General features: G+C 67.4%; 15 protein-coding genes and 1 riboswitch. Of the genes, 12 read left to right on the top strand and 3 right to left on the bottom strand.

Annotated elements, in window-relative coordinates:
* Window positions 1-12: 12 nt before the first annotated feature.
* Window positions 13-216 (bottom strand): heavy-metal-associated domain-containing protein, encoded by a 204-nt coding sequence (locus tag VGG47_RS11090; RefSeq protein WP_331538455.1) that lies wholly within the window; start codon window positions 214-216, stop codon window positions 13-15.
* A 230-nt stretch (window positions 217-446) separates the two neighbouring features.
* Between VGG47_RS11090 and VGG47_RS11085 the strand changes: the two genes are divergently transcribed.
* From VGG47_RS11085 to cobJ, 8 genes are all read left to right on the top strand, one after another.
* Window positions 447-2912 (top strand): heavy metal translocating P-type ATPase, encoded by a 2466-nt coding sequence (locus VGG47_RS11085; RefSeq protein ID WP_331538453.1) that lies wholly within the window; start codon window positions 447-449, stop codon window positions 2910-2912.
* A 147-nt stretch (window positions 2913-3059) separates the two neighbouring features.
* A riboswitch (cobalamin riboswitch) is annotated at window positions 3060-3257 on the top strand.
* Between the two features lie 108 nt (window positions 3258-3365).
* Complete coding sequence (locus VGG47_RS11080; RefSeq protein ID WP_331538451.1) at window positions 3366-3764, top strand: DUF1636 domain-containing protein; 399 nt, start codon at window positions 3366-3368, stop codon at window positions 3762-3764.
* Window positions 3761-4801, top strand: a complete 1041-nt coding sequence (cobW, locus tag VGG47_RS11075; protein ID WP_331538449.1) for a cobalamin biosynthesis protein CobW — start codon at window positions 3761-3763, stop codon at window positions 4799-4801. The genes VGG47_RS11080 and cobW overlap by 4 nt, the downstream gene beginning before the upstream one ends.
* Window positions 4802-4807: 6 nt before the next feature.
* Entirely contained in the window at window positions 4808-8191 is a 3384-nt protein-coding gene (cobN, locus tag VGG47_RS11070) for a cobaltochelatase subunit CobN (RefSeq protein ID WP_331538447.1), read from the top strand.
* Entirely contained in the window at window positions 8188-9381 is a 1194-nt protein-coding gene (locus VGG47_RS11065; protein ID WP_331538445.1) for a hypothetical protein, read from the top strand. The genes cobN and VGG47_RS11065 overlap by 4 nt, the downstream gene beginning before the upstream one ends.
* The gene (locus tag VGG47_RS11060) at window positions 9378-10010 is read left to right on the top strand and encodes a precorrin-8X methylmutase (RefSeq protein ID WP_331538443.1); all 633 of its coding nucleotides are present in this window, start codon (window positions 9378-9380) and stop codon (window positions 10008-10010) included. Before VGG47_RS11065 ends, VGG47_RS11060 begins: the two co-directional genes overlap by 4 nt.
* The gene (locus VGG47_RS11055; RefSeq protein WP_331538441.1) at window positions 10007-10732 is read left to right on the top strand and encodes a precorrin-2 C(20)-methyltransferase; all 726 of its coding nucleotides are present in this window, start codon (window positions 10007-10009) and stop codon (window positions 10730-10732) included. The genes VGG47_RS11060 and VGG47_RS11055 overlap by 4 nt, the downstream gene beginning before the upstream one ends.
* Window positions 10729-11496: a precorrin-3B C(17)-methyltransferase gene (cobJ, locus tag VGG47_RS11050; RefSeq protein WP_331538439.1), complete on the top strand. Its 768-nt coding sequence runs from the start codon at window positions 10729-10731 to the stop codon at window positions 11494-11496. The genes VGG47_RS11055 and cobJ overlap by 4 nt, the downstream gene beginning before the upstream one ends.
* On the opposite strand, the gene VGG47_RS11045 is transcribed toward cobJ, so the two are convergent.
* Complete coding sequence (locus tag VGG47_RS11045) at window positions 11457-12251, bottom strand: cobalt-precorrin-6A reductase (RefSeq protein ID WP_331538437.1); 795 nt, start codon at window positions 12249-12251, stop codon at window positions 11457-11459. The genes cobJ and VGG47_RS11045 overlap by 40 nt on opposite strands.
* Window positions 12252-12276: 25 nt before the next feature.
* On the opposite strand from VGG47_RS11045, the gene cbiE reads away from it, so the two are divergent.
* Genes cbiE through cobM form a run of 3 tightly spaced genes read left to right on the top strand, consistent with a single transcriptional unit; the run spans window position 12277 to window position 14611 of the window.
* A complete protein-coding gene (cbiE, locus tag VGG47_RS11040; protein WP_331538435.1) occupies window positions 12277-13494 on the top strand; it encodes a precorrin-6y C5,15-methyltransferase (decarboxylating) subunit CbiE in 1218 nt (405 codons plus the stop codon).
* On the top strand, window positions 13473-13862 hold the full coding sequence (locus tag VGG47_RS11035) for a cobalamin biosynthesis protein (protein WP_331538433.1): 390 nt from the start codon (window positions 13473-13475) through the stop codon (window positions 13860-13862). Before cbiE ends, VGG47_RS11035 begins: the two co-directional genes overlap by 22 nt.
* Window positions 13859-14611: a precorrin-4 C(11)-methyltransferase gene (gene cobM, locus VGG47_RS11030; RefSeq protein WP_331538431.1), complete on the top strand. Its 753-nt coding sequence runs from the start codon at window positions 13859-13861 to the stop codon at window positions 14609-14611. The genes VGG47_RS11035 and cobM overlap by 4 nt, the downstream gene beginning before the upstream one ends.
* Here the strand turns inward: cobM and VGG47_RS11025 are convergent.
* Complete coding sequence (locus tag VGG47_RS11025) at window positions 14587-15717, bottom strand: cobalt-precorrin-5B (C(1))-methyltransferase (RefSeq protein ID WP_331538532.1); 1131 nt, start codon at window positions 15715-15717, stop codon at window positions 14587-14589. The genes cobM and VGG47_RS11025 overlap by 25 nt on opposite strands.
* A gap of 44 nt (window positions 15718-15761) precedes the next feature.
* Here VGG47_RS11025 and VGG47_RS11020 point away from each other — a divergent pair, with 44 nt between their 5' ends.
* A complete protein-coding gene (locus VGG47_RS11020; RefSeq protein ID WP_331538428.1) occupies window positions 15762-17087 on the top strand; it encodes a cobyrinate a,c-diamide synthase in 1326 nt (441 codons plus the stop codon).

Raw genomic sequence — 17087 nt, 5'->3', positions numbered from 1 at the left:
GGCATATTCCGCCTAATGGTTGACCTTGTAGCCCTCCTCCTCGATCGCCTTGATCACGGCTGCGGCCGGGATTGTTGAGGTTCTGGCCTCGATTTTGACCAGGCCCTGTTGCAGATCGACCGCAATATGTGCCTCCGGGGCGACGGAATGCACCGCTTCCGTTACCGCTTTGGCGCAATGTCCGCAGGTCATGCCTGCAACTTTGAGTTCCAGCATACGCATCTCCATCGCCTGATCCCGGACGGAGGATCTTCTCCAGTCCGGTGGAGTCCGGCGTCAGCGGAAAAGCTGCTCCGCCAGGACCGCCCACGGTGCGCGGATAAATGTTTCCATGATGGGAAGGTCAAGGAGCCGGTGGACAAAAATAGGCTTGACCTTCCCATCATGGGAGGGTGCAGCTCAAATGCACGGTCGCATGCCGTACGGATTGAATTCAGGAGCCTGACATGAGTGGAATCGGTTTGCTTGAGAGACAGGAGGTCAAGGACGGCGTGGTCCGTGGCGCGACTGTGGATTTCGGCATCGAAGGGATGACCTGCGCCTCCTGTGTGGGCCGGGTCGAGCGCGCCATCCGGCGTCTGCCCGCCGTGGCCGATGTCTCGATCAATCTCGCCACCGACCAGGCGCGTGTGACCTTCACGACCGATGCCGCTGAGATCGAAGCGGTTACGGCGGCCGTGACCAAGGCCGGCTATGGCGTGACGGCAAAGCAGGTAGAGCTGGCGATTGGGGGGATGACCTGCGCCTCCTGCGTGGGCCGGGTGGAACGCGCGTTGCGCCGAGTGCCTGGTGTGACCGAGGCGCAGGTCAATCTCGCCACCGAAATCGCCCGCGTGGAAGGGATCGGCATTGATGAGGCGGCGCTGATCGCCGTGGTGGAGCGCGCCGGCTACGCGGCGCGACCTGTCGATAACGACAGCACGGCGAATGACGGCAAGGACCAGGAAGCGCGGCGCGCGCTCATTCATGTCGGGATTTCGGCCCTGCTCACGGCCCCGCTGTTCGGCGTGATGATCCTGCATCTCGCCGGATCATCCGCGATGCTGCCCGGCTGGGCCGAACTGGCGCTGGCAACACCGGTGCAGTTCTGGCTGGGCTTCTGCTTCTATCGCGCCGGCTGGAAGGCGGCCCGCGCCGGCGCCGGAAACATGGATTTGCTGGTGGCGCTCGGCACCTCGGCCGCCTATGGCCTCAGCCTCTATCTGTTGATCCGCGCCTGGGTCATGGGCGGCATGCCGTCCCTTTATTTCGACTCCTCGGCGATGGTCATCACGCTCGTCCTGGTCGGCAAATGGATGGAAGCCCGCGGCAAACGCCAGACCGGTGCGGCTTTGAGCGCCCTCACGGCGCTGCGTCCCGAACAGGCGCGCGTGCGCGCGGCGGATGGCACCGAAGCCGAGCTCCCTGTCGCCCGCGTCGCGGTCGGCGATCTGGTCGTGGTTCGGCCGGGCGAACGCATTCCGGTCGACGGCGTCATCGTCGAAGGCACGAGCGCCACGGACGAATCGATGCTGACCGGCGAGAGCCTGCCGGTGCCGAAACTCCTGGGCGATCGGGTGATCGGCGGGGCGATCAACGGCGAAGGTGTGCTGCTGGTCGAAACAAGCGCGGTCGGGGCGGAAGCGGCTCTCGCCCGGATCGTCCGGCTGGTCGAAAGCGCCCAGGCGGCGAAAGCGCCGGTCCAGAAGCAGGTCGATCGTGTGGCGGCGGTCTTTGTCCCCGCCGTGCTCGGCCTTGCCGTGCTCACCTTCCTCGGCTGGTGGTTTGCCACCGGCAGGATCGAGCCGGCGATCCTTGCTGCGGTCGCGGTGCTGGTCGTCGCCTGCCCATGCTCCCTGGGTCTTGCCACCCCCACCGCGGTGATGGCGGGCACCGGGGTGGCGGCGCAGCACGGCGTCCTCATCAAGGATGCGGAAACTCTGGAAACCGCGCAGCGAGTCGACACGGTGGCGTTCGACAAGACCGGCACTCTGACCGAAGGCGCGCCCTCGATCGTCGCCGTCGAACCCGAGGAAGGCCTGAAGGAAGCCGAAATTCTGCGCCTCGCTGCCGGCGTCCAGCAGGGCAGCGAGCACCCGCTGGCCAAGGCGGTGCGCGCCCGCGCGCAAGCCGAAGGTTTTCTGGTTCCCCAAGCCCGGGACGCGAAAGCGCTGCCGGGTCGCGGCATGGCGGCGATCGTCGAGGACCGTCATCTGGTCCTGGGATCGCGGCGTGTGCTTGAGGAGAATGGGCTCGAGCCCGCCGCACTCGCCGCACGTGCTGTGCTGCTTCAGGAAGCAGGGCGCACCGTGTCATGGCTGGTTGAGGCAGGACCAGAAACATCGCGCATCCTCGGCCTGATCGCCTTTGGCGACGCCATCAAACCCTCCGCCCGGTCGGCCGTCGCGGCGCTGCGGGCGCGGGGGCTGCATGTGGTGATGCTGACCGGCGATAATGCCGGTAGCGCCAAAATGGCGGCCGATGCACTCGGCATCGACGACGTCCGGGCGGAAATCCTGCCCGAGGACAAGGCCGAAGCGGTCAACGCGCTGCGCCAGGCGGGCCGCATCGTCGCCATGGTCGGCGACGGCGTCAACGACGCGCCGGCACTCGCCGCTGCGGATCTCGGCATCGCCATGGCCACCGGTTCCGATGTTGCGATGCACACCGCCGGCGTGACACTGATGCGCGGCGACCCCGCTTTGGTCGCCGATGCGCTCGACATTTCCCGCAGAACCTTCGGCAAGATCCGCCAAGGGCTGTTCTGGGCTTTCGTCTACAATATCATAGGCATCCCGCTCGCGGCATCCGGTCACTTAAGCCCGGTCATCGCCGGCGCCGCGATGGCGTTCTCCAGCGTCAGCGTTGTTTCCAATGCGCTGCTCCTGCGCCGCTGGCGGCCCCTTAGAGGAAAGAAAGTGGCCGCTTTTTAAAAAAGCGGCGCAAAAATTTTTGCTCCGCTGGGTCATGGGCGATGTCGGGGACAACGCCCATGACCCAGCATAATAAAGTTTTTTTGCTACTTTTTGTTCACAAAAAGTAGTCTTCTTCTCCTTCGTTGACAGCAAGCGAGGCCGTCGCATACGGTCGGCGCCGATGGTCCTTCTTCGTGAAGGTGAATAGGGAATTCGGTGCGGGCTTACGGGCCCTATGCCGAAGCTGCCCCCGCAACTGTAAGCGGAAAGCCCTCGTCTTTTGGCCACTGGACCCGTTCCGGGAAGGCTGACGGGAGCGTTCGATCCGCCAGCCAGGAGACCTGCCATCACGTCTAAAGCTGGCCAGGCGGGGCGCCCAGGCCAAGTTCTTGTGCCGGGTTCGTCGCCCGGCATTCTGTTGTCGCAGGTCCGCGCCCCGGCCTTACGCGTTATGCGTGCATTGGGGGAGCTGTGCCGAATCCTTTGTCTACCGTGCTGCATGTCTGCGTGACCTGCAAAGCCGCCAGCGACGCCGAAGAGTGCCCGGGGCAACGCCTCTATTGGGCGCTGGAGGAAAGCCTCGCCGGCACGCAGGACGTGGAATTGCGCCCGGTTTCCTGTCTGGCCGCCTGCGATCACGGCTGCACGGCGGCGGTTTTCATGCCGGGCAAACCATTCGGCTATCTGCTCGGTCACCTGCAGCCCCAGCACGCCGCGGATATTCTCGATTACGCGCGCCGCTACGGCGCTTCGCCGACCGGGTCCGTGATGCCCTCGCGCCGGGCGCCCTCGTTGGCGCAGGCCATCCTCAGCCGTTTTCCCGCCTATGGGCTGGATCTGATCGAAACTCACCCGAAAGAGACCACATGAGCCTCCACGCTGCGAAAATCCCCACCACCATCATCACCGGCTTTCTCGGCGCGGGGAAAACCACGCTGGTGCGCCACATTCTCGAGACGGCTGGCGGAAGGCGGTTCGCGGTGATCGTGAACGAATTCGGCTCGCGCGGCGTCGATGGCGAGATTTTGCAGACTTGCGGGTTCGAGGGCTGCGACGAGACGGATATCGTCGAGCTCTCCAATGGCTGCCTGTGCTGCACGGTCGCGGACGATTTCGTGCCGACCATCGAAGCGCTGCTGGGCCGCCCGAATCCGCCGGAATACATCATCATCGAGACCTCCGGCCTGGCACTGCCGAAGCCGCTGATCAAGGCGTTCGGCTGGCCGAGCATCCGCTCGCGCCTGACCGTGGACGGGGTCGTCGCCGTGGTGGACGGGCCGGCGGTGGCGGCGGGACGGTTCGCCGACGATCCGGAGGAAGTGGCCCGCCAGCAGGCGGCGGACCCGTCGCTCGACCACGACAACCCGTTGGCGGAAGTCTACGAGGACCAGGTCCGCGCTGCCGACCTCGTGGTCCTGAACAAGTCCGATCTGCTGAGCGCGGACGAGCTGGCGCGGGTCAAGCAGATGATCGACGAGATTCTTCCGCGCGCGGTCAAAGTGGTTGCGGCGACAAACGGGAAACTCGGCCGGGAAATCCTGCTCGGCCTGGAGGCGGGTGCTGAGGACGATCTGGCGGCGCGGCCCTCGCATCACGATGCCGAGGACGGTGCGCACGAGCACGATGATTTTGAAAGTTTCGTGGTGCCGGTTGCGGAAATCGCAGCGCCTGCGGAGTTTCTGGGGCGCCTCGAGGCGGCGGCTTCTTCCCATGACGTGTTGCGCATCAAGGGCTTTGTCGCGGTTCAGGACAAACCGCTGCGGTTGGAAATCCAGGGCGTCGGGGCGCGTTTCCGGCAGAATTTCTCGCGCCCCTGGGCGGCGGATGAGGCGCGGGAGGGACATCTCGTGGTGATCGGCCGTACGGGCATGGATCGCGCGAGCATCGCAGCCCTCATCACCGGATAGGCCGGCATGCACATCCTGTTCCGCGAGCAGCGTAACCTGGACGAGGCGGAAGCGGCCGTCGATCTGGGGCACAGCCCGGCGGATCTTGTGCTTCTGTCCTTCTCCGACGCGGATCTCGGGGCGGCTGCCATGGCCTGGCGCGATATGGGCGCCGGGCGGCCGGGGTTGCGGCTGGCCAATCTCGCGCAGCTGCGGCATCCGCTTTCGGTCGATCTCTACGCGGAACAGGTTCTGAGCTGTGCGAAAACGGTGATCGTGCGGCTGCTCGGCGGCGTCGATTACTGGCGTTACGGCTGCGAGGAGCTGCTCGCACTTTGCCGCGCGCGGGGCATCTCTCTCGCGGTGCTCGCGGGCGATGCGCAGGATGACGCGCGGCTGCAGGATTTCTGCACGGTGGGTGCCGAAACCCGCGCGGCGCTCGATTTCTATTTTCGCGAGGGCGGGCCGGCCAATCTCGCGAACGCGTTGCGTCTCGGCGCGGCGCTGGCCGGGCTCGGCGCCCGGCCCGAACAGGCGCCGGCGCCGATGCCCCGCTGCGGCCTGCATGATTTTTATGCGCCGTCCGCGGAGGTGCCGCAGGCGGTGCCCGCGCCGGAGGCGCTACTTGCGGTGATTGTGTTCTATCGTTCCCACCTGCTCTCAGGCGATATCGCGCCGCTCGAGGCGCTGGCGGCAGAACTTTTGCGCCGCGGAATAGGCTGCCGCGGATTATACGTCGACAGCCTGAAATCCCCCGAAGCTGCCGCCTTTACCGCCGAAAAACTCCGCCTCTGGTGGCCCGCCGTGGTGTTGAACGCGACTGCGTTTTCCGCACGCGGCCAGGACGGCTCGCCGCTGGATGCAGCCGGCTGCCCGGTGCTGCAACTGATCCTGGCGGGATCGACGCAGGAGGCGTGGCGGGAGTCGACGCGCGGCCTGTCGCCCGCGGATATGGCGATGCAGATCGTGTTGCCCGAATGCGATGGGCGGCTCTCGACCACCGCCATCTCGTTTAAAACGCCGGGCGAGCGGATCGCGGCGCTGGAATTCGCGCGCACCATCCATAGACCCGCAGCAGGGCAGATTGCTTTGGCCGCGGATCGCGCCGAAGGCTGGATCCGGCTCGCCGCTTCCCCGGCTGCGGCGCGGCGCATTGCCATCGTGCTGTCAGATTATCCAGGCGCTGCCGGGGCGCAGGGGCAGATCGGCCATGCCGTGGGCCTCGACAGTTTCGCGAGCCTGGAGGCGATCGCTACGCTGCTGCACGAAGCGGGCTACGATGTGTCGACGACCGGTATTGCCGCTTCCCTGCGCCAACTCGCGCCTACGCCCTTTCTATCTTTAGCTGACTACCACGCCTTGTTCGCGGAATTGCCGTCCGACATGAGGGCGCGCGTTTGCGCCGCCTGGGGCGCGCCGGACCAGGATAACGCCGTCCGGGACGGTTGGTTCGCGCTGTCCTATTTGCGGGCTAAGAATCTCATCGTCGCGGTGCAGCCCGATCGCGGCGGCGCGCGGGACCGCAAAGCAAGTTATCACGATCCGGATCTGCCGCCGCGCCACGCCTACGTCGCGTTTTACCTGTGGCTCCGTTGCCGGGAAAACATCCATGCTGCAGTGCATCTGGGCGCGCACGGCACGCTGGAGTGGCTCCCGGGCAAGGCGCTCGCCCCTGACCATGAAACCTGCTTTCCCACGATGCTCTGTCGTGGCCTGCCGGTGATCTACCCGTTCATCGTCAACAATCCCGGCGAGGCGGCGGTGGCGCGGCGGCGCCTGGGCGCGGTCGTGCTCGGCCATCTGACGCCGCCGCTGAAAGCCGCCGGCAGCCATGGCGCGGCGTTGGAGCTGGAACGGCTGATCGACGACTACGCGGCGGCGGACGGGCTGGATAAGCGCCGCACCGAAATGCTGCGCGACGAGATTCTAACCCAAGCGGCGGCGGCGGGGTTGCTGGAGGAAAGCGGTTGCGCGCGCGAGATGCCGGCGGATGACCAGCTGGCGCGGCTGGATGCGTATTTGTGCGACGTGAAGGAGTTGCAGATCCGCGACGGGCTGCACGTGTTCGGCCGCCCCCCGGCGCCGGAGCGGCGGGACGCGCTGTTGGCGGCGATCCAGGCGGGGGCACCGGGCGCCGATCCCGCCCGGCTGGCCGTGGCGCTCGACGCCTCGGCCCAAGCCGAGGGGGCGGGATTGCTCTCCGCCCTGGAGGGAAGATTCGTCGCCCCCGGCCCAGCCGGCGCCCCGAGCCGTGGTCGGGCCGATGTGCTGCCCACCGGCCGCAATCTCTACAGCCTCGACCCCCGCGCCGTGCCGACTCGCGCCGCCATGGTGCTGGCGCGCAAGACCGCCGATTTTCTGGTCCGCCGCCATCTGCAGGAGCAGGGGGACTGGCCGCGACGCCTGGTAATCGACCTCTGGGGCAGCGCCGCCTTGCGCACCGGCGGAGAAGATCTGGCGCTCGCCTTCATTCTGATGGGCGTGACGCCGGTATGGGGAGCAGAGTCAAACCGGATCAGCGGCGTGGAAATTCTGCCTTTGGCGGTGCTGGACCGACCGCGTGTGGATGTCACCTTGCGCATCTCCGGCCTGTTCCGCGATGCGTTCGAGACGCAGCTGCTGATGTTCGACATGGCGGTGCAAAGCCTCGCCGCGCGCGATGAGCCGGCGGACTGGAACGCGCTGGCCGGCACCGCACGCGGCCTGCAAGGGGCGGAACTGCGCGCCGCCACGGCCCGGATCTTTGGGCCGGCGCCGGGCGCTTATGGTACCGGCGTTTCCGAGTTGCTGCGTTCCGCAGCCGGCGCGGACCAGGCTGAGATCGCGGAAACCTATCTCGCCGCCTACGCTTATGGGCAGGGGCTGGACGGGGTGAGCGACGCCCAACAATTCGCAGCGCGGGTGGCCGGCGCGGATGGCTTTATCCATCAGCAAGACCATGCCGAGATCGATCTGCTGGACGGGCCGGATTTCGCCGCCGCTGAAGGTGGTTTCGCGGCGGCGGCGGCGGCTTTGGGGGCGGCGCCGGCTTTGTATCATGTCGACACTTCCCGTCATGACGCGCCGCGCGTGCGTCTGCTGCATGAGGAGATCGCGCGCGTGGTGCGTGGCCGGGCGGCCAATCCGGCCTGGATCGCGGGCATGATGCGGCATGATTATCGCGGTGCCGCCGAAATCAGCCGGGCGCTGGAAGGGCTGTATGCCTTCGCCGCCACGGTCCCGACCCGGTTCGATGCGCAATTCGACCTGCTGTTCGACGCGACCTTGGGCACCCCGGAGGTCGAACTTTTTCTCCGCGAGGCCAATCCGGAGGCTCATCGGGCGATGCGGACGCGTTTCCAGAACGCGCTTGAACGCGGGTTGTGGCGCAACCGGCGCAACAGCGTGGCAGCAAAGTTGGCCGAGCCATGAGCGGCGCAAAAATCAAAGGCTGGTGTCCCAGCCTGTTCGAGCCGATGGCGGCCGGCGACGGTCTGCTCGTCCGGGTCAAACCGCGCGTGGAGGGGATCAGCGCGGCGCAGTTGCGGGCTCTTGGCGATGCGGCGCGGAAATACGGCTCGGGGCGGATCGAGATCACCAACCGGGCGAATTTTCAGGCGCGCGGTTTTGCCCCGGAAAGTGTCGCCCCGTTTGCCGTAACCATGCTTGAGGCCGGGCTCGCCAGCGCCGATCCGGCCGCAGAGCGGCGCCGGAACATCATAGTCGCGCCTGGGCTCGGAGCTGAAATGATGGGGTTCGCGCGGCAGCTCGAGGCGTGGCTGGAACAGGACGACAGCCTGCAGGCGCTGCCGACGAAATTCGGCTACGCGGTGGGCGAAGTGGCGGAGGTCGCCGATCTTTGCATCCTGCCCGGCGGCGATGCGCCGCTGGTGGTTCTGCCGGGGCATTGTTCCGTGCCGGCGGCCGATCCCGTTGCCGTGGCGCAGGCGCTGACGCATGCGTTCTTGCGGCAGGCCGGCGACCTGACCCCGCGCCCCAGGCGCCTGCGCGATTTGCTGGCCGCCACCGGCCCGGACGTTTTTTGCGCCATAGCCGGGCTGAAGATGCCTAGTTTGGTCCCGACCGAGGTCCAACCCATCGTCGGCGTGGGGACGATGCCGGGTGCGTTCGGGCTGGGCCTGGCTTTCGACGCGCAAACGGCCGACATGCTCCGACACGCGGCGGATCTGGCGGAGCGTTTCGGTAATGGGAGGTTGCGAACCACCAGCGCCGGAACCCTGGTGCTGCTGGGCACCGGCGATAATCCTGCCGGCCTCGCCGAAGCGGCGCGGGGTCAAAATTTTATCATCGATCCGTCCGACAAGCGGACCAGAATCAAAGCCTGCGCCGGGCGGCCTTCCTGTCCGAGTGCCTTGGCCGATGTCCGCGCGGTCGCGGCCGGGCTGGCGCCGCTTTGGGCCGGGGTGGGGGTGCTGCACGTCTCGGGGTGCAGCAAGGGCTGCGCCGCGCCCGGCGGGGCGGCGGTCACGCTGGTCGCGACAGGATGGGAAGACAGATTCGATATCGTTTGTGATAAGCGTGCCGATGCCCTACCCGAGCGTGCCGGCGTCTCTCTGCCAGACGCTATTCACTGGATGACCGAAAGACATTTTTGCCGATGAGCGCCCCAAAAATTTACATTCGCGACGGTGCCGCGATCTACGCGGAATCCTTCGCGACGATTCGCCGCGAAGCCGATCTGTCCGCCTTTGCGCCGGAGGAAGCGGGCGTGGTGGTGCGCATGATCCATGCCTGCGGCATGGTCGACCTGCCCGGCGACGTGCGGTTCGGCTCCGGTTTCGTCGCCGCGGCGCGGGCGGCGCTGCTGGCGGGTAAACCTGTTCTGTGCGATTCCGAGATGGTCGCGCATGGCATCACCAAAGCGCGTCTGCCCGCGAACAACGAGGTGATCTGCACCTTGCGCGCGGCGGAGACGCCGGCGCTTAGCGCCCAGATCGGCAACACGCGCTCGGCGGCGGCGCTCGATCTCTGGGGCGCGCGGCTGGACGGTGCGGTGGTCGCCATCGGCAACGCGCCGACGGCGCTCTTTCGCCTGCTGGAGCTGCTCGACGCCGGCGCTCCGAAGCCCGCCGCCATCATCGGCATTCCCGTCGGCTTCGTCGGTGCTGCGGAATCAAAGGCGGCGCTGGCGGTCGACGGGCGCGTGCCGTTCCTCATCGTGCAGGGACGGCGCGGCGGCAGCGCCATGGCGGCGGCGGCGGTGAACGCGCTGGCGAGCACGGCGGAATGACGGCGAAATTGTTTATCCTCGGGCTCGGGCCGGGCGACCCTGAACTGATGACGGTGAAAGCCGCGCGGATTCTGGGCAGTGCGCCGGTGGTGGCGTTTTTCGCCAAGCGTGGCCGCATTGGCCATGCGCGGAGCATCGTCGACGGCCAGTTGCGGGAAGATGCCGAGGAACTGCGCTTCGAATATCCCTTCACCACCGAGCTGCCTGTGGAGGACCCGCGCTACCTCGCTGAGATGGGCGCTTTTTATGACGACTGCGCCGAGCAGCTCGCGGCCAGGCTGCGGGCCGGCCAAAAAATCGCGCTGCTGTGCGAGGGGGATCCGTTCCTTTATGGGTCCGCGATGTATCTGTTCGACCGGCTGGGGGCGGAGCATGCAACGGAGGTGGTGCCGGGTGTTGCCGGCATGAGCGGTTGCTGGAGCCGCGCCGGGCGGCCGATGACCCATGGCGACGACGTGCTCAGCGTTCTCCCCGCGACACTGGACGAGGCGCGCCTGCTGGAACGCCTGCAACTCTGCGACGCGGCGGTGATCATGAAGGTTGGGCGCCATCTGCCGAAAATCTGCCGTGTCCTGCGGGGCGCCGGCATGTTCGAGCGGGCTTTCTATGTCGAGCGCGGCACGATGGCAGGCGAGAGGATCCTGCGCCTGTCGGAGCGGGAGGAAGGGACGGCCCCCTATTTCTCCATGGTGCTCGTGCCGGGCCGGCAGGGGGCAAGATGAGCGGCAAATTATGGATTGTCGGCCTCGGCCCGGGTGACGCCGCGATGCAGACACCGCAGGCCACCGAGGCGCTGGCCCAGGCCACGGACCTGGTGGGCTACTTTCCTTATGTGGACCGTGTGGCCCAAGCACCGGGGCAGGTCCGGCACGCCTCCGACAACCGCGAGGAGCTGGACCGGGCCCGCCTGGCGTTGACCCTGGCCTCACAGGGGCGGGCGGTGGCGGTGGTCTCCTCCGGGGATGCCGGCGTGTTCGCCATGGCCAGCGCGGTCTTCGAGGCGATCGACCAGGGCGATCCGGCCTGGCGGGAACTGGATGTCGAGGTGGTGGCGGGCATTTCCGCGATGTTCGCGGCGGCGGCGCGGATCGGTGCCTTCCTCGGGCATGATTTTTGCGCGATCTCGCTTTCGGACAATCTGAAACCCTGGAAGCTGGTGTTGCGGCGGCTGCGTGCCGCCGCCGAGACCGGTTTGGTGATGGCGCTGTACAACCCGCTGTCGCGCGCGCGTCCCTGGCAGCTCTCCGAGGCTTTCGGCGTGCTGCGGGAGAGTCTGCCGCCGCACACGCCGGTGGTGTTCGCCACCGCCGTCAGCCGACCGGAAGAACAAATACATGTTTTCGATCTGGCGGCGGCGGACCCGGCGCGTGCCGACATGCGCACGCTGGTGATGGTCGGCACCGCGGCGACAAGGCGGATCGAGCGGCCGGGGCGGTCTCCTTGGGTCTATACCCCGCGTTTCGCCGAGGACGCGGCGTCGTCGTGACGGGCTTCGAGCCAGCGCAACGCGCCCGCCGCATCCGGAACGCGGGCCGCATCCAGCCCGGTCACATTCGGCCAGGGGGGACGCGCGACCATGATCACCGGAAGCTCGAGTTTTCGCGCCGCGACCAGCTTGGACTGCGTGGCCGTGCCGCCGGAATTTTTGGTGACGATCACTGCAACGCGCTCCTCGTGGAGCATCCGCAGGTCATCTTCCAGCGTGAACGGACCCCGTGCCGTGATGATTTTCGCGCTTGGGGGCAAAAACTCGGGCGGCGGCGCGTCGACGCTGCGGATGACGTAGTCGTGCCAGGGCGCGGCGACGAAAGGGAGCAAGTCCTTGCGGCCGATGGTCAGCAGCACGCGGCGTGGGGCAGGTCCGAGAGCGGCGGCGGCCTGTTCCATGTCCGCCACCTCGGTCCAGCGATCACCTTCCTGCGTTTGCCAGGAAGGGCGCTCGATCATCAGCATCGGGATTCTTGCTCCCCCCGCTGCTGCGACGGCGTTTTGGCGGATTTGTGCGGCGAAGGGATGCGTGGCCACGACCAGCGCCTGGATGGCATGGTCCGAGATATATTGCGTGAGGCCGGCCACGCCGCCAAAGCCGCCGATGCGGCAGGCGATCGCTGGCAGAACCGGGGCGGCGGTGCGTCCGGCGAGCGACAGCATTGCACTGAACCGGATGTCGCTAGCCAGAAGACCGGCGAGGGCGGAGGCTTCCGAGGTGCCGCCGAGGACCAAAAATTTGAGTGGTGACATGGATAGCGGGGCCGGGACCAAAAAAATGCCGCCGGGGCGGTGGCTGACCATATTGGGCATTGGCGAAGACGGTGTCGAGGGGCTGAGCCCGGCGGCCCAGCTGTTGCTGCGGGCGGCGGATCTGGTGGTCGGCGGCAAGCGGCATCTGGCGCTGGCCGACCCCTTGATCACCGGGCGGCGGATGCCCTGGCCCAGCCCGATGGCGGGGGCGATGGACACCATCCTGGCGCAGCGCCCGCTTCCCGTTGTGGTGCTGGCCTCGGGCGATCCGTTTTGCGACGGCGTCGGCACCATGCTGGCCGAACGCGTGCCGGTGGACGAATTTTTGTCTCTGCCCGCGCCCTCTTCATTCTCGCTGGCGCTGTCGCGCCTGGGCTGGCCGATGCGGCAGACTGCGAGCATCTCGCTCTGCGGCCGGCCTTTGGCGCGGCTGGCGCCGCTGCTGCAGCCCGGCCGTCGGATTCTGGTCCTGTCAGCCGACGAGACCACACCGCAGGCGGTCGCTGGGTACTTATGCGAGCGGGGTTTTGCGCGCTCGGTGCTGCATGTGATGGAGGCTCTGGGTGGCCCGCGCGAGAGGATCAGAACGACCACCGCGGAAAATTTTCGAGACATAACGGAATGCGGCCCGCTCAACCTAGTGGCGATCGAGCTGGTCGCCGACGCCGGCGCAAAAATCATTCCCCTCACCACGGGGCTGCCGGACGAACTGTTTGAGCATGACGGGCAGATCACCAAGCGGGAGATCCGCGCCGTGACGCTTGCCGCCCTTTCCCCCTGTGCCGGCGAGGTGTTGTGGGATGTCGGAAGCGGCTCGGGATCGGTGGCGATCGAATGGATGCTGCGCCACCCCGACAACATGGCCTATGGGATTGAGGGGGATGCGGTCCGCGCCGCGCGCATCGCCCGCAATGCGGCGGCGCTGGGTGTGCCGGGGCTCCACGTGGTGCACGGCCGCGCACCGGAGGCGCTGGCCGGCCTGCCGGTGCCCGATGCGGTGTTTCTGGGCGGCGGCGCGCATCTGCCCGGCGTGATCGACACCGCCTGGGCGGCCTTGCGGTCGGGAGGGCGCATGGTGGCGAATGCGGTGGTGATCGAAACCGAGGGGGCTTTGTTCGCCGCGCGGGAAAAATTTGGCGGTACGCTGACCCGGCTCGCGGTGGAACGGCTTGATAACATCGGCAGCCTGCATGGTTTTCGTCCGGCCTTGACGGTCACCCAATGGGCGGCGACCAAACCATGATCGTCGCCGGGGTGGGTTTCTCGTCCGGCGCTGCGGCGGAGGAGATCGTGGCGCTGGTCCAGCGCGCGCAACGCGAGGCCGGGCATGTGGCGCAGGCGCTGGCGGCGCCGGATTTCAAGGGGGACGCCGCGGTGCTGCATGAAGCGGCACAGTTTTTGCGCCTACCGTTGTTGCTGGTTGACCGCGCGGCGCTGGAGGCGGCGCAGAATCGTTGCGCCACGCGCTCGCCGGTGGCGGCGCGGAAATTGGGGCTGGCTAGCGTCGCGGAAGCCTGCGCCTTGGCTGGTGCCGGCGCAGAAAGCCGCTTGCTGGTGGCGCGTTTGACGGACCAAAAAACGACGTGTGCGCTGGCGGGAGATTCGCTGTGACGGTTCATTTCATCGGCGCCGGGCCGGGGGCGGCGGATTTGATCACCCTACGCGGGCGCGACCTGCTCGCCCGGTGCCCGGTCTGTTTGTATGCCGGTTCCATCATTCCCTCGGCGCTGCTGGCCCATTGTCCGCCGGGCGCGCGGCTGGTCGACACCGCTTCGCTCGACCTCGACCAGATCGAGGCGGAATTTTTGCGCGCGGAAGGGCTGGGGCAGGACGTGGCGCGGCTGCATTCCGGGGATCTTTCGATCTACAGCGCGGTCGCCGAACAGGTCCGCCGGCTGCAGCGCCATGGCATCGCCTATACGCTGACCCCCGGCGTGCCGGCCTTCGGAGCCGCGGCCGCTGCCTTGGGGCGGGAACTGACCGTGCCGGAATTGGCGCAGAGCGTTGTGCTGACTCGGCTTTCGGGCCGCGCTTCGGCAATGCCGCCGGCGGAGAGTCTCGCCGCCTTCGCCGTGACGGGGGCCACTCTGGCGATCCATCTGGCAATCCATCGTTTGGAGGAGATCGTCGCCACGCTTGAGCCGTTCTACGGTGCGGATTGCCCGGTGGCGGTGATGGTGCGCGTCAGCTGGCCCGATGAGCAAATGGTGCAGGGGCGCCTCGGCGATATCTGCTCCCGCCTCGAGGGGCTGGGCGTCGAGCGGACCGCTTTGATCCTGGTGGGCAGGGCGCTCGCACCGGAGGATTTCCGGGAGAGCGCGCTCTACGATCCCGACTACACGCGGCGGTTCCGCGCGTGAGCCTCAACCGGCGCGAACGGCGCGCGGCCGACCAACGCGCCGGCGCGGTCGAACACCACGATCTCCATTTCTGCGCCGCTCCCCTCCAGCACGCTCGCAGCGGTTTCCCACGCTTGCGCGGCGATGGCATCGCCCAAAAGCGTGCCATGCGTGCGCGCCAGTTCGAAGGCATGGGCGGTGGTATTGGCCTGGCCAATCTGCGCCGCGATGTCGGGGCCACAGCCGACACGCTCGGCCAAAGTGGAGAGGCCGGGAAAATCGACTTCGCCGCGTTTGGAGTGCAGATCGAGGCGCCCTTGTGCGAGCTTGGTCATTTTCGCGACGCCGCCGGCAATGGTGATGCGCGGCACGGGATGGGATTTCAGATATTTCAGCATGCCGCCGACGAAATCGCCCATTTCGATCAGCGCCATGTCGGGCAGACCATGCAAAGCGCGGACCGCTTTCTCGGAGGTATTGCCTGTGGAACCGGCGATATGCGTCATGCCGCTGGCGCGCGCGACATCGATGCCGCGATGGATCGAATGGATCCAGGCCGAGCAGGAAAACGGCACCACGATGCCCGTGGTTCCGAGAATCGACAGGCCGCCGGTGATGCCGAGCCGTCCGTTCAAGGTCCGCTGCGCCAGCGTTTCGCCGTCGGGGATGGAGATTTCCACCACCACGTCGCCGGGCGCGTGATGGCGCGTGGCGAGCTCTTCGATTGCGGCGCGGATCATCTGCCGCGGCACCGGGTTGATGGCGGGCTCGCCGGGGGGAATGGCGAGGCCGGGCCGCGTCACCGTGCCGACACCGGGGCCGGCGCGGAAGGTGATGCCGCTCCCGGCCGCCCCCCGGCTGAGCTGCGCGCGCACCAGCGCGCCATGGGTGACATCCGGATCGTCCCCCGCATCCTTCACCACCCCGGCGGCGGCGTGGGTTTCGGTCAGCTCCCATTCGGCCAGGGCGAAACTGGTCATCCGGCCACCCGGGAGCAAAATCTCGACAGGATCGGGGAAACTGCCGGTGAGGAGGGCGGCATAAGCCGCCTTGGCGGCGGCGGTCGCGCACGCGCCGGTGGTCCAGCCGTGGCGCAGCTTCGGTGTCGGCTCCATGGCGCCAAGCATAGGCAGCACAGGGTCGCCTGTCACCGCGCCGGAGGAGCAGAAAAATGAGCACGTGCGGACTCATCATCGGCGCGCCGCGTTCGGGCAGCGGCAAAACCACGCTGACGCTGGCCTTGCTGGCGGCGGCGCGGCGGCGCGGGCTCAACGTCCGGGCGGCGAAATCCGGGCCGGATTACATCGACCCGGCCTTTCATGCCGTGGCGACGGGATGGCCAAGCTTCAATCTCGACAGCTGGGCGATGGCGCCGGCGCAGCTCGGCACCGTCGCGGACTATGCCGCGGGGGGCGACATTCTGGTCATCGAATCCTCCATGGGGCTTTTCGACGGCGTGGCTGGGCCGGAGGGGCGCACAGGTGCTGGGGCGGATCTCGCGGCGCGGTTCGGCCTGCCGGTGGTGCTGATCCTCGACGTTTCGGGCCATTCACAGAGTGCCGCGGCGGTGGCGCGGGGGTTCGCCTTGCATCAGCCGGGCGTGGACATCGCCGGGGTGGTGCTGAACCGCGTGGCGAGCGAGCGGCACCAGGCAGGAGTCGTGGACGCGATGGCGCGCGCCGGCATCAAGATTTTCGGCGCGATCAAGCGTGACGAGACGATCACCGTGCCGGAACGCCATCTCGGCTTGGTGCAGGCGCTGGAGCATCCGGACCTGCGCCGGCATCTCGATCGGCTGGCTGACCTTGCCGAGCAATCTCTGGACGTGCCCGGCATATTCGCGCTGGCGCAGCCGCTCGCGGCCGGGGTGGGTGGACCAGAAGCATTGCGGCCGCCGGGGCAGCGTATCGCCATGGCGCGCGACGCCGCGTTCAGCTTCATCTATGCCCATGTGCTGGAAGGCTGGCGCCGCGCGGGCAGCGAGATCATCTTTTTTGCGCCGCTCGCCGATGAAGCGCCGCCGGAGGATTGTGACAGTTGCTGGCTGCCCGGCGGGTACCCCGAACTGCACGCGGGCAAGCTGGCGGCGGCGCAAAATTTTAGGGCTGGCCTGGCGAGGTTTGCCGCGACGCGGCCGGTCCATGGGGAGTGTGGCGGCTACATGGTGCTGGGCGTGAATTTACAAAGTGCCGACGGCGAATGGCACCTAATGACCGGGTTGCTGAGCCATGAAACAAGTTTTGCGAAACGGCGGATGAATCTCGGCTATCGTCAGGCGGTGACGCTGGCGGATGGCCCCTTCGGGCCGCAGGGGACAGTGATCAGGGGCCATGAGTTTCACTATGCCTCGCTGGTCTCAGCCGGCGTAGACACGCCGTTCGCGGAATTGCGGGACGCAGCCGGAAAGTTGCTCAGCCCCGCGGGAGGACAACGCGGCCAGGTGAGCGGGACGTTCTTTCACGCCATTGCGCGCCACGACGCATCAGATCGAGGGTAG

It is taken from the genome of Acidocella sp., assembly GCF_036489515.1.
Taxonomy (GTDB): Bacteria; Pseudomonadota; Alphaproteobacteria; order Acetobacterales; family Acetobacteraceae; genus Acidocella.
The sequence above is the reverse complement of the archived record's forward strand: the minus strand, read 5'-3'. Positions and strand labels throughout refer to the sequence as shown.